The sequence below is a fragment of the Parabacteroides sp. Y3-G-102 genome, assembly GCF_023656845.1.
GTDB classification, from domain to species: domain Bacteria; phylum Bacteroidota; class Bacteroidia; order Bacteroidales; family Tannerellaceae; genus Parabacteroides; species Parabacteroides distasonis.
Genome location: NZ_JAMOKU010000025.1, coordinates 55,307 through 68,408 on the forward strand (window position 1 = coordinate 55,307; position 13,102 = coordinate 68,408).

Genomic DNA, 13,102 nt, shown 5'->3' on the forward strand with positions numbered 1-13,102 from the left:
TCATCATATATAATTAAGAAATACGATACGAACATGAAATTATTAGCGAACATATTTTTATCCGGTTTGGCGATTCTCGCTTGTGTGAGTTGTTCTAAAGATGAGGATCCGGTTCTTCCCTTAGAAGGCGCTAAGCTGTCCGTCGCTGTCAAGGCGTCCGGTACGGCTACGAAAGCCTATAATCCCAATGACGTGAATGAGTTGGAGGGTGAGGCTTATATCAATAATTTGGCAGTGGTAGTATTTAATGAGACCGGCACGGAACTGCTCGGTTATAAATGGGAGGCTCTTTCCGGGGCGGAACATTCCGCCATAATAGCCGATGTGCCGACAACGAAGGCTGTCCGGGCACGGATCATTGTCTTGGCGAACGTACCGAGAGATTTATTATCTACCGTTTCTACATACGATGAGTTCCAGACTCGCTTGGTAGACCTCTCCTCGCAATCGCAAACGAACCTAACGATGAGTAGTCAAGTGATCGTTACAAAATCCACTTTATCTGAGGAAGATAACTATTTAGGATATACGGATCTTGGCGATCAGAATGTGGATGGCATCTCCGACCCGATCCTTTTGACCCGTGTAGCCGCACGTATTGATTTGGTGAATATATCCACTCGTTTTGCCGGAACGCCGTTCGCCGGACGTGAGGTGCGAATCGATGCGGTAGGTATCTACAATATGAAGACAAAGTCTTACTATTTCAGTGAGGCGGATTGGGGAGAGACAGAGGCTCCCGATGCCGTGCGAAATTCGGAGAATACCTCGTTCGAGGATCTGTTGGTAAATGATGGCGCTTCGATATCCAATACGCCATTCGTTCATTATGTAATGGAAAATATGAAAAGCGACGATCACACGATGATCGCCGTAAAAGCTACCTTACGGGGAAATTCCAGTTATCAGGACCATACGAAAATCTTCACGGCGGTGATCAATGCGGGTGGCTTGCAGAACGGCTATGATCATAATTTCATCCGTCGCAACTACGTTTACCGTCTCCGTATTTATTTTGACGGCGAAAGTTTCGACAATATTCCCGTAACGCCAGACCCGGGCCCAGGTCCGGATCCGGAACCCGAGGTAGATACCAACTTGAATATAGCCGTGCAGGTAGTAGGCTGGGGCCCGGTAATGCAGCATCCGGTAATAGACTAAGTAATGGAATCATAGGGAATGAAATTTAGTATAAACAAGAAAAAACAAAAGGATATGAAACTAAGACATTTATTATTAGCCTCCTTCGCCGCATGCACTTTTGCCTCCTGCTCGGACGATAGCTCGAATGGCATCGAGATACCGGAAGAGAACTATCAGATGATAGATGCGAACGTCTCTCTTACCGCTACGGCTTTGGATGGGATACAGACAAAAGGTGCAACGGAAGAGGGCGGTGATGCTGTGCTAGAATCTGGCAGTAATAACGAGCAATTTATTAATGAACTAACCGCCTATTTGTTTTATGTAGACAATGGGGTGAACGAGGATGCATATAAATTCGCCGCAATGAAGACGGTATCCTCTGCTGCTGATGGTCATTCCGTAAAGACTATTGAGGATATCGTTGTCAAGGTAAAAGCTACGGCGGCCGGCGAACTTTCTGATACGCAATTGGCGGTGGTCTTTTTAGCGAATACGAAACTTGCTACGCCTCCTTCTAATTTGGGGGATGTGAAAGCAGCCAAACTTGAAAGTCTTGTTGATTTTATGCAAGTGCATCCAGTGCCCAGTGGTACGCAAACGTATGTACCGATGTTTAGCCAGATAGTTACGATCGGTGGAGGTAGTTCTAAGCTTCTGGCAGGAACAACATATGATAATTGGGTGAAAGGATCTACAACCCCTTCTATTACATATACAAACAATGCGGTAGTAGGTGCAGCACATAAGGAGATTGAGAAAAAAAGTGAAGCGGAAGGATGGACTGAAAAAAATTCCTCTTATGATCCGGCAAATATTCCAGATGATGATAAAATCCCATTAACCCGCCATGTAGCCCGTGTCCAACTTCAAGCTATTGATTGCGACTTCAAGAACAATTATGCAGACGCGTCATTTGAGTTGACACATGTATATATCGCTAACGCTAGCAATACTTCCCTTATCTATGCTGACGCAACAAAACCGTATAGTTTGGATAATGCTACTGCTTATTCTCATGGTTGTAGCTATGAGCGAGATGACTATTTCTTAGTGAATGGTACTAAAAATATAGCTTCTTTAGCTTGGACAATGGATGCAGGGGTAGACATCAAAATGACGGGTCATAGTCATTCTTCTAATTTGAACGGCGATGGTTCCATAAATTATAATGGTAGCAGTTGGTTCTCTTTTGATGACCAAACGATTAGTGGTGATGGATATGGACGTAAAGAGATGCCTCAATTTTATGTGTTTGAAATGAAGGGGGATAAACCGATGCTTGCAGATGATCTGAATAAAGGTGCTTCTCCATCTGGAAATATACAGACCATGTTAATTCTTCGGGGCAATTGGTATCCAAATGGAAAAACGAATGGAAAAACGAATGGACAAAGTAATGATGTGGTTAAAAAAGATCGCTACTACCGTATACCAATTAAGCAAGATGCGACTAGTGGCATTATTGGTGTACAACGTAATACCATCTATAAGATATACGCTACGATAACCGGTGAAGGCTCTAAGGATCCCGACACAAGCGAGTTGAACGCTTGTATCAGTTTCAGTATTAAGGTCGAGCCTTGGACGGTCATCACGCAAACTGAGACAGACGTGAATTGATTAAACTCTTTCATAACGATTAATAGCGAGAACGGGGTTCGGAATTTCCGGACTCCGTTTTTTTTGTCCTATGATGAATGGATTTGCGCTCTGCATAGGTATCCCTATCTCCAAAGATAGCTTTAACCACACCCTCAAATGCCTATATTCAATATGCTAGTTTTACCCCTTAAAGTTGAAAGTTACGCCTATCGTGCCGAATAATGGATTCCTCTAATTTTGCTAGCGTAAAAACAAGAGAAAAATTCAATCCATTATGAAAATAAAGAATATACTAGCATTGTTATGCTTCCTTTGCATCGGAGTGTCCTGCTCCATGGAAGACGATATTTTGAATAACGTGGATATGGGAGGCGTTGGGACGAATATCGCAAACACCGAGGCCGTTTTTGCCTTCTCTCTTTCCGGCAATAGCTCTATGACCAAGGCTGGTGAAATAACGGAAAATCCCAATGATGTTACTTCTACGGAATCTTCTATCAGTAATTGTTTTGTAGCTATTATTAAAGATGACAATGTATTGTCTTCTTATTGGTACGCAACAAGCGATTTGCAGACGAGTAGCGAGTCCTTTACTACGGATATCAAGCGCCACATGATCGTGAAAGTGCCAAGTGATAAGCCGGCACTTACGGCTTATGCGGTGGCGAACCTGACACAGACGACTGCCGATAAGTTATTGGCTTGTACAACCATAGCGGATATTCAAGATGTAGAGTTGGCAGAACATCCTAATTTTCTAGTAAAAGTAGGAGAACAACCCATTGGATCTTATAAAACAACTACTCAATTGGCTACTCACGATGACGGGAATTGTAACAAAATAACAATTCCCGTATCGCAGAGAGTCGCGGCGTTTGAACTGGCTTCCTTCAAGGTGGTAGACACAAGTAAAGAAAAGGTGGGTGGTGAATATCCGGTAGTACCGAATGTAGAGGTCGTTTCCGTACAGATGCTGAACATTAAGCTAAGCGCTAAAGTGGTAGGTGAGTATGGTAGCTCTTTTTCCGGAGTAGATGATAATATTCTGAAGCCAACCGATGTGAACCAGAGTGATCCGAAGAAAGACATTTACGGTACTTACGATAAGATCCGTTTTTATGGCTATGATAATACGGATGTGGATCGTCAGACTTCCATGAAAATAACCTATAAGGTTGATGGTGCGGTAATGGATCGTACCTATCCGATCAAGACAAAGCCGGGAGATGCGGTGAAGGTTGTTGGGGGGAATCTCTATAAGTTATCTGTGACAATAGGTAATGCCAGCGAGGATATTGATTTTGTAATTGAAGATTGGATACCGAATACCTTGAGTGTCGGTGATATTTTTGGAGAACCAGTTAAGTAAACAGGGTAAAATAAACATAACATGAAGCAGTTAAAAGATATAGTATTGACAGGATTTTTGGCGCTCTTGGCCTTTACCGCATGTACGGAAGAGAAGCTGATAGATGAGCGACCGATGGAAACAGGTACGGTTTCGATCTCTTTCTCTACTGAGGGCGTGGAGACGAAAGCGATAAATGCCGGTGGTACTTATCAGTACGCTACGGCGGATGAGCTTAACATAAACAATATTTTCGTCTCCATCTTCAAGAAGGTGGATAACGAGTGGAAATACTTGATTTCTAAGACTGGAACCTTAGGTGATGGCAGTTTTGTCGGGACACAAAGTTCCGGCTCTTTTAAATTGACCGGTTTAACCTTACCGCTTAACACGGAACTGAAGGTGGTAGCTATCGTGAATCCATTGGAGGACAAGGTTGCGTCTTATGCGGAAATGGATTATAATGGGTTAAGTGCCGAGACGGTAACTTATACTGGTACGTTGGGTGGAGAGGGCTATTATACATTCGATCCGAAAACCTTGATAAAGGCAGGCGAGCAGGATATGAAATTTACCGCTACTAGCGGTGTGATTTCTGGCGGCAAGGATGTCCATTTGAAGCAATTGGCGGCGAAAGTAGAGTTGGACTTGGATGTGGAGTTGCCGAAGATGGAAGGCTCTACGACTACGAGTAAGTGGACGTTGGATGGTTATTCTATGGATGACATTATCAATAAGTTATCTAAAAGAATGAGTAGCGCATCTAACAAAAATAAACCTGTTATTGTATATGTGGATCAGTCTGGTGCATTGAAGGCAACAGGATCGGGAGAAAAAGTTCCAGCTGGTGCTAAGGCGTTAGTGCGGGCATGGAATAACTCTGCGGATAAAGACTGTGCTAATCAACCTAATACTAGTAATAAATATGCGCATATAGAAAGTTTTTCTTCGGGAAACCCTATTACAATGGCGATAACTACTACAACTCCAACATGGCTGTTTAATTTGATAAGTGTTCAAGTATTGAATGTGAATACACAATCGAAACTGATTATCCCCACAAATCAATTGAATGATGCGATTGGTTTGAGAGATGGATCTATCCTAGGAGGAATGGCAGATACTAAGGTCAATTTATCTTTTTACACGTATGAAAGAGACAAGGTCAGTGATCTAACAAAAGCCTTGTCTGTGAAGATAGTTGGGGAATACGTTAAGGGTGATAAAAAGGAAATAGCAACTTATAAGTTGAAGTCTACAGGTTTTCATCCCACATGGGATGAAGATGGGGGCTGGGGAGAAGGTTCAAACACTAAGTTTATTATCAATACGGAAGAATTGGAAATGGGTGGAACCGTATCTAAAATAGATATAACTTCTACCGGAGAGAGTACGGACTATCAATACTCCATCCCAATCAACCCTGAATATAAAGCGGATGAATGCACGGACGGTTTGATCCACGGTAACTATTATCATGTGACAGGAATGTTGAAACAATCAACAGGTGAGTTTAATATATGGGTAGCTCCTTGGGTTGGGAAAGATGTTAGCGCAAACTTTAATTAAACAGTAAATAGAATATTATGAAAGCGATAAAAAATATATATGCCTTGTTCTTGGGCCTGTTAATGCTAGGACTAGGTTCCTGCATGGAAGAGACGGAAGTGAATGGAGGAGAGCAGAATGTTGATGGATTACGACTGTCCTTGAGCGTTTCCGCTAGCGACGTGATCTCTCCGCTCACGAAAGCCTCAGCTACTGATGCTAATGCTATTAGCGATTTGAATATCCTTGTGTATAATAAGGATAATAATCGCTTAGTTAAAGGATTGTATTTGACCGGTGCAGCCTTGAATGGCCTTACCGTAAATAATAACGAAGAGAATAAGGCGGTTAATTACGATATAGCTTTACAGAATGGTTCTTATCGTGTACGAGTAATTGCGAACGCAGAATCTGATTTGAGTGCGGAGCCGTTCGATAAGATAGATAATCTATCGTATGGAACGTTAGATAATTTGCCAAAGATGGTAATGAGCGCATCCGCTGATGATGTATCAGTTAGCGGAGGAAAAGGTTTTGCCATCCTTTCGTTAAAGCGTATTTACGCTATGATATCCGTATCTGTGAATACTTCTGGATTGAAAGATCGTACGATCAAGCCCCTAAAAGTATCTTTGCATCAAGTACCGGCTACTGGTAAATTGTTTATGAACAACTTAATCCCGGCAAATCCGTCACCTTCAGATTATATAACGGAGGCTGATATGATCGAATTTTCCAATCCGGTAGAGAATGTTAGTTCAATGAAAGATAACAGTGTTTTCTTTATGTATGAGAATAAGCAACCGGATGGTGTCTGCTTACTGAAAGACGGAAAGTATGTAGAGGCATATAAAACCCCGGCCAGTTTAGGTAACACCCCAATAAAGGATGTTGCCACTGTGGAAGCGGATAAGACTTGTTCTTATATTCGTGTGGAAGCGGAGTATTCAGAAATGGGTGCTAGTGGGAAGATTGTTTATCGCTTTTTCTTAGGAGATGACGCTTTTACCAATTTTGCGGTAGAGCGAAACGCCCACTATAACGTGACGCTTAATCTTACCGGTAAGGGCGGGGTTGACGAGGCTTCTTGGCGTGTGACGAAAGATTTTAACTGGGATTTTACGGTGGATGATATTTATATCGGGTATCGGATAGGCTCTATAAGTGATATCCAAGTGAAGTTGCCGACAGACCATGGTTGGTTTGATAATTGTACATGGAGTGTGGAAGGTTCAAATCGTGAGGATTTCCAGATTGGTGCGTATGATAAAAATACGAATACGATTCGAGTTATCACGAAGAAAACGAATATTAGTAGTAAGGATCACATAACTAATACCGTGACGATTACGGCTACAGGGAAGGACGGAAAATCAATCTCTAAAACTGTAACTGTCAATCAAGTTATCCGTTTGGTCGATCCGATAGCTTTCTATAAGAAATGGGACAACACGGAGCTTGTCAAAGTTAAGGTGCGAGAATTTAATAAGGGGAAGAGAAAGTATGAGATATTGAATTCTATCGGCCCTTGGACAGCTACTATTGCCGCCGGGGATTGGTTCACGCTATCTACAGATGACGGACAGTCTGTCGTCGGAAAATTGAAGTCTGTTACAGGTACTGGAGGTGATATTGTTTTTAATTATAAACCGAATTCGAGCACAGGAAGTTCTTCCACCAATCGTTATGGCGCTATCAAGGTAACCTATCATAATAACCGTTGCGAGCATATGATTTATTTGCGTCAAGGTTATGCGGATACGCAATTGTTGGATGGTGGGGCAACTTGGTCTTTATTCAATTGTACGACAAAAGGCTCTATCACCAACGCTCCGACCCAATCTGGATATTTTTATCAAGGAGGGGCTTCAGATTCCTATTATACACCATGGGATGTGACTTATGGTAATAAGCATTTGAATTGGAAAGAAAAAACATTGGATGACATGCGCAGAGAAAAATACAAATGGGAGTATGAACAAGGTCCATGTCCGAGTGGTTATAAAGTTCCTGTGGCTAGCCATTACAGTGCTATTAAGAGTGCTACGGAGGAAAATACATTATTTACATATGGAGGATATGTGTATGATGATAGTTGTCCGGTTGAGAAAACTCCTTTTGGTTGGCAGTGGGATTCAGAAGGCAATGCGGTTATAGATGAAACTATAGATTGCAATCCGGCTAAAGGAACATTAATGGTTCGTTCTACTGGAGAACCTGTCAATTTGTTCTTCTCTTATGGAAAGGCTGTTATGACTGAGCATGGGAGTGCTGCAGAGGATACAGGGATTGATGAGATTGGTATTGGATATTTGGGTGGAGGTCGACTTCTCTATAATACAGCCCATCGATATGGGGCTTTTTATTGGTCTGGATCTGGTGACTCTAATGCTGATACGAATATGCTTTTTATAGATTTTTGGTATTCTCTGAATACCAATGTTCCTATTAATGTCGGAACATTAAATACGAATAACGGCATGTTTGTTCGTTGTGTGAGGAGTGAAAAATAAATTGATATATCTAGTTGTAGAGACGCAGCATGCTGCGTCTCTCTCTATTTAACTGAAATCAATCTGACACTTTGTATCCTTAACTCCCGGAGAATCCCTTTTTCCGCCCAACCTACGGCTTGCCTCCAAATACGCAAGAAAAAAACAGTAATTGCTTAGCATATACGTAGATGCTGAAAAACGCCCATTCATTCTAGCTAAATTAGTTCATCGTAATTCATATCAAGTAGGGTGAAAAGGGGAAAAACAGGCTTACGACTGGGGTGTAACGATGCAAGAATGCCCATTCGCAACCGCTTATAACCCTATTAGCGACCGCTTACGATGCCCAACGGCACGGTAGGTGGTGCCCAACGCCACCGTATGTGTAGGCTTTTGCCTCCTAATGTGCGTTGAAAACCGTCCTTTTTTATCCTAAAACATGAATAAAGCGGCGCTCCACGCCTTTATTACGTGGCTTTCATTAAAAGGGAATGCCACGATATGCGTCTTATATTGATCAAAAGGATCAGATAATGTTCGTTTGGCTAACAGGTTGATCTTTGATACTAAAGTGATATGAATGGCTTATTTTATCTAGACGAGATTTTTTATTCGGAAAATAGTCCTTACCTTTACGGCATAGATACGTTTTCTGAACTTCAGCCTTCCCGAGTTCCCTTCATGGCGAACGGACGTGGTTCTGGCAAACGAGCAAACAGGTAAGACTTTTGGGCGGATCCGGCTGAAACAGATCTATATCTCTTTCGAACGATTCGATTTGCGTTACGAGGAGTGCGTTACTCCGTTAGAAAAAACAATTTATGTACTGAAAAATATGAACCTGTTTGATATGTCCCCATTAAAGGAGAAAGAGGCCCACTTCCGCCGTTTGCTGGACGTGGCGAACTTGGGTGCCCTCACCCCGCAAGAGCGTGCCATCTACGACGAGAACCTGAAGATCTACCGGGATTGGAAGGCTACGATGGAGTATGCGGTGGAGAATGCTGAGGTGAGAGGTGAGGCGAGAGGTAGCCGCTTGACCACTTTACGTACCGCTTGGAACTTAAAGAGGATCGGCTTGGAGCCTTCTGTGATCGCTCAATGTACGGGGCTTTCCTTGGAGGAGATAAACGATCTGGAGAATCTCATTCGCAAGGAAGAAATTAAGTGTTAGATGTGGATGATATGGTATGACTGATAAGGGGCAGGCTTACACAAGTCTGCCCCTTGCTGTCTTTATAAAGTGTCGGTGTTCCTATCACCTTCTTTGAAATGAATAGGTATTCTTATCAATCAAGGATAGTTGGTAGGTTTACCCTTTAAAGTTGAAACTCACACCTATCGTGCTAAGAAATGTTATAATCTATTTTTGTGATACAAATTAAAAGTGAAAGGGATGAATAGGAGAGAACTCGTGAAAACATTGGCTGATAAATTGTCGGTTACGCAAGCGGAGGTGATGCGCTTTGTTCAAGCTTGGGAAGAGACTACGACAGAGGCTTTGGAAAGTGATGGTTCTTTGATGCTATTGGGCTTTGGGACGCTCTCCGCTTGGGAACAAACCGAACGGATCGGCAGAAATCCTAGGAATGGGGTGGCTTATATGATAAGAGCTCGTAAAAGCGTGAAGTTTAAGCCTGGTAAGTTATTACTTAAACAGTTGAATGCGAGCTCGTCGAAGTGAAGGCATTCATGAATGTATAATAAAAACGAAAAAATATTCGATATGAAGAGAATTCTTTTCCTAGTCCTGCTCTTGGTAGCTACGACAGGCGTTTACGGCCAGAAGTTCGCGGTGAAGTCGAACTTGCTCTATGATGCGACTGCTACGATCAACTTGGGCGTAGAGGTTGGCTTGGCGAAAAAGTGGTCGCTAGATCTATCCGGCAACTATAATGGATGGAAGTTTGGCGATGAGGCTCGTATGAAACATTGGCTGGTACAACCAGAAGTTCGTTATTGGTTGTGCGAGAAGTTCAATGGACATTTCTTCGGCTTGCATGCGCACTATGCGGATTACAATGTTGGAGGTCTGAAGTTCTTGAGCAAGAATATGGAGAATCATCGGTATCAAGGTAATTTGTATGGAGCCGGACTTTCTTATGGCTATCAGTGGTTGTTGAGTGACCGGTGGAGCATGGAAGCCGTGCTGGGTATTGGTTGGGCGCATCTGGATTATGATAAATATCCTTGTGCCACTTGCGGAACCGTATTGAAAAGCGATACGAAAGATTATTTCGGGGTTACGAAAGCGGCTATTTCTATTATTTACTTTATTAAATAACCCAAACGATGAACAAGAAGATAAATGCATATATGATGGCGGCTATGATGGCCGTCGTGTCTCCGGCAATCATGGGACAGACTGCCTCGGATGGGGTTAAAGTGATTTGTAACGACGTGGTACAGAAGGGCGACTCGGTATATATCGATGCCGTGGTGACGGTAAGTGGCGATGCGGTGAAATCCCGTAGCTATTTGGAACTGACCCCCGTCTTGGAGTCGGCTTCGCAAAAAGAGGGGCTTCCTTCTATTTTGGTGAACGGACGTATCCGCCAGAAAGTATATAACCGTGAGGTCGCTTTAGATAATTTGAACGACGTACCTCATTATACTATCTTGAAAGCCAATAAGGAAGATCAAGTGGTAAGTTATAAAACCGCCGTGCCTTTTGAGGATTGGATGAAAGACGCACGTGTCGTGTTAGACCCGAATCTATGCGGTTGTGGTAAGGAAGAGGCCGGTAGTCCGTTATTGATCGCGGACAAGATTCGTCGTCGTCCGGATAAGCGCTATGAGGTTCAGCCTACATTCTCTTATATCACGCCGATGGCAGAGACGGAGAAGCATCGTGCGGAGGTCGGTACGGCTTTTTTGGACTTCCAAGTGGGTAAATATCAGATTCTTCCTGATTTCCGTAATAATGCGGTGGAGTTGGCGAAGATCAATAATACGATTCGTACCGTTACAGAGGATAAGAACGTGAAACCGACAGGTATCGTACTGAAAGGATATGCCTCACCGGAAGGCTCTTACGCTAGTAATAAGAAATTGGCGGATAATCGTGTCAAAGCGTTACGTGACTATATCCGCCAGAAGAATGACTTCAAGGCTGATTTCTTCACGATGAGCTCGGAACCGGAAGATTGGGTCGGTTTTAAGGAAAAGGTAGAGGCCGATCCGAATGTACCGAATCGTAGCGAGGTATTGGCGATTATCGATAGCTCGGATGATCCGGATCGCAAGGAGGCTAAGTTACGTGCCTTGGGTGGTGGCGCCGCTTTCCGTTATGTGCTGAAAGATATTTTCCCTTCGTTACGTCGCTCGGAATATAAGATTGATTATACGGTACGTGAGTTTACGGTGGATGAGGGGCGTGAGATTATCAAGACTCGTCCGCAACAGCTAAGTTTAGGGGAGATGTTCGCGGTGGCTAACAGCTATGAGATCGGTAGTGACGAATATAATAATGTATTTGATATCGCTGTCCGTATGTTTCCGAATGATCCGGTAGCGAATCTTAACGCCGCGAATATCGCTATGGGCAAGGGTGATTATGCTTCCGCTAAGAACTATTTGGCGAAAGCGGGGAACGCCCCGGAGGCGGTTCATGCGAAAGGAGTGTTAAGTATGTTGACCGGTGATTTGACGGAAGCGGAATCTCTATTGAAGCAGGCTCAGGATATGGGAGTAAAGGCCGCGGCGATAAATTTAGAGGAATTGCGCAAGAAAATAGAGGATAATGCGGTATTTGATAGTTTCAACGCTGTAAAATGATAGCTATTCCTCCCTATGTATAGGGTAGAAGGCACTTAATTTGTAAATGTCATGAAGACAAATATTAATAATAATTTCTTTTATATGGAACAAGCATCAGATGTAGTAGAGTTGGTTCTGCCTCATGAGGTAGATAATCCAAACAATGTCTATCTGTATCTGGAAGGAGATGCTTGGTGCGCATACGAACGTTCAGCCTACTATCTGACTCAGATGGAGGTTTCGGTTGTATTAAAGAAAGAAGTAATCCACGATGACTATGACGTGGTTTTACTGAAAGCTTTTTTCGCCGTGAATGATATGTATTTGCCCCTTTCTCCTACGGCTGTGCTGAAGTTGGTTGCCGACGATAAGCTACAGTTCCAGATAAGGGATAGGGTAGAAGGTTTTTCCGAATGGAAAGAGAATGAGTTAAAAAAATTATCTGCTTGATAAGGAAGCGAACGCTTCTTATTTAAGCATGTAAAGTTGAGGGGTGTAACGGTCCTGAAAAGTAGTGATACTTTTCAGGACTATTTTTTTGTATGGGGAGCTTCCCTGTAAATGATCACCCGGCAATCTGGGGAGAGGGTGACGGTAAATTGATTTCCTAAAGCCTCGTTGAGAGTTCCTTGCCACCATGAGGTGAGCTTTCGTTGGCAAATGGGCCAGCGGAGTCCTTCTGTACTAATCTCCCCTTCGGGATAAAGAACGAAAATGGAGATTTGTTGCCCCGGATAAGAAGCGAAAGTCGTTGTTTCTAAGATAGGTGTGAAAAGACCATAGTCGGATAACATCTCCACCCGCTTGAATAAGGGGGCATACTCCATAAGAAGGGATATATTTCCCAATGTATGATCCTCACGCAATCCGGTAGCTCCTAATATGAGAACTTCTCGATAGCCTTGGGCATGGGCGAAGCGGATGGATTTGGAGAGGTCGTTGATCTCTTGGTCCTCTACATGGTGGATTCGGTCTGCGTAGCGTTTGCGCAGGTCGGCGGGTATACTGTCCAAGTCTCCTACGATAGCGTCCGGATGAATACCCTTTTCATAAAGTGTCTTTACGGCTCCATCACAAGCGATAATCGTTTTCGCTTCCTTTAATAATCTCAAGGGTAACTCAGCGGAAGGAAATCTCCCATTCGCTACGATCACACATCCTCTTTCCTTCACTTCCGTATTATCTCCCATAATTCATAAATTAT

11 protein-coding genes are annotated in these 13,102 nt (G+C 43.1%); 10 read left to right on the plus strand and 1 reads right to left on the minus strand.

Translation table 11 applies throughout. The features are described 5' to 3' along the window. The first annotated feature begins 33 nt into the window (after positions 1-33). The 10 genes from NBH16_RS13720 to NBH16_RS13765 all read left to right on the plus strand — a co-directional run bounded on the left by NBH16_RS13720 (position 34) and on the right by NBH16_RS13765 (position 12,348). Positions 34-1,161, plus strand: a complete 1,128-nt coding sequence (locus tag NBH16_RS13720; protein WP_250788746.1) for a fimbrial protein — start codon at positions 34-36, stop codon at positions 1,159-1,161. A gap of 54 nt (positions 1,162-1,215) precedes the next feature. Next, a complete protein-coding gene (locus NBH16_RS13725; protein WP_121960690.1) occupies positions 1,216-2,766 on the plus strand; it encodes a fimbrial protein in 1,551 nt (516 codons plus the stop codon). Between the two features lie 256 nt (positions 2,767-3,022). Further along, complete coding sequence (locus tag NBH16_RS13730; RefSeq protein WP_121960656.1) at positions 3,023-4,117, plus strand: hypothetical protein; 1,095 nt, start codon at positions 3,023-3,025, stop codon at positions 4,115-4,117. Positions 4,118-4,138: 21 nt separating this feature from the next. After that, positions 4,139-5,665 (plus strand): hypothetical protein, encoded by a 1,527-nt coding sequence (locus tag NBH16_RS13735; RefSeq protein ID WP_217773185.1) that lies wholly within the window; start codon positions 4,139-4,141, stop codon positions 5,663-5,665. A 17-nt stretch (positions 5,666-5,682) separates the two neighbouring features. Continuing rightward, on the plus strand, positions 5,683-8,157 hold the full coding sequence (locus tag NBH16_RS13740; RefSeq protein WP_250788748.1) for a DUF4906 domain-containing protein: 2,475 nt from the start codon (positions 5,683-5,685) through the stop codon (positions 8,155-8,157). 676 nt (positions 8,158-8,833) lie between these two features. Beyond that, positions 8,834-9,313, plus strand: coding sequence for a PD-(D/E)XK nuclease family transposase (locus NBH16_RS13745; RefSeq protein WP_250788749.1), 480 nt, complete (start codon positions 8,834-8,836; stop codon positions 9,311-9,313). Between the two features lie 222 nt (positions 9,314-9,535). Further along, complete coding sequence (locus tag NBH16_RS13750; protein ID WP_122382478.1) at positions 9,536-9,823, plus strand: HU family DNA-binding protein; 288 nt, start codon at positions 9,536-9,538, stop codon at positions 9,821-9,823. Positions 9,824-9,865: 42 nt separating this feature from the next. Then, positions 9,866-10,423 (plus strand): DUF3575 domain-containing protein, encoded by a 558-nt coding sequence (locus NBH16_RS13755; RefSeq protein ID WP_122382477.1) that lies wholly within the window; start codon positions 9,866-9,868, stop codon positions 10,421-10,423. An 8-nt stretch (positions 10,424-10,431) separates the two neighbouring features. After that, a complete protein-coding gene (locus NBH16_RS13760; RefSeq protein WP_122382476.1) occupies positions 10,432-11,916 on the plus strand; it encodes a DUF3868 domain-containing protein in 1,485 nt (494 codons plus the stop codon). Positions 11,917-11,967: 51 nt separating this feature from the next. Continuing rightward, positions 11,968-12,348 carry a hypothetical protein gene (locus tag NBH16_RS13765; protein ID WP_005867576.1) on the plus strand — a complete coding sequence of 127 codons (381 nt, stop codon included), beginning with the start codon at positions 11,968-11,970 and terminating at the stop codon, positions 12,346-12,348. An 80-nt stretch (positions 12,349-12,428) separates the two neighbouring features. Here NBH16_RS13765 and NBH16_RS13770 read toward each other — a convergent pair whose 3' ends face one another. Next, a complete protein-coding gene (locus tag NBH16_RS13770; protein WP_057328872.1) occupies positions 12,429-13,088 on the minus strand; it encodes a thiamine diphosphokinase in 660 nt (219 codons plus the stop codon). Positions 13,089-13,102: the final 14 nt, after the last annotated feature.

Coding starts and splice junctions, on each gene's coding strand:
- NBH16_RS13720 (WP_250788746.1), top strand. CDS start 34: ATGAAATTATTAGCGAACATATTTTTATCCGGTTTGGCGATTCTCGCT.
- NBH16_RS13725 (WP_121960690.1), top strand. CDS start 1,216: ATGAAACTAAGACATTTATTATTAGCCTCCTTCGCCGCATGCACTTTT.
- NBH16_RS13730 (WP_121960656.1), top strand. CDS start 3,023: ATGAAAATAAAGAATATACTAGCATTGTTATGCTTCCTTTGCATCGGA.
- NBH16_RS13735 (WP_217773185.1), top strand. CDS start 4,139: ATGAAGCAGTTAAAAGATATAGTATTGACAGGATTTTTGGCGCTCTTG.
- NBH16_RS13740 (WP_250788748.1), top strand. CDS start 5,683: ATGAAAGCGATAAAAAATATATATGCCTTGTTCTTGGGCCTGTTAATG.
- NBH16_RS13750 (WP_122382478.1), top strand. CDS start 9,536: ATGAATAGGAGAGAACTCGTGAAAACATTGGCTGATAAATTGTCGGTT.
- NBH16_RS13755 (WP_122382477.1), top strand. CDS start 9,866: ATGAAGAGAATTCTTTTCCTAGTCCTGCTCTTGGTAGCTACGACAGGC.
- NBH16_RS13760 (WP_122382476.1), top strand. CDS start 10,432: ATGAACAAGAAGATAAATGCATATATGATGGCGGCTATGATGGCCGTC.
- NBH16_RS13765 (WP_005867576.1), top strand. CDS start 11,968: ATGAAGACAAATATTAATAATAATTTCTTTTATATGGAACAAGCATCA.
- NBH16_RS13770 (WP_057328872.1), bottom strand. CDS start 13,088: ATGGGAGATAATACGGAAGTGAAGGAAAGAGGATGTGTGATCGTAGCG.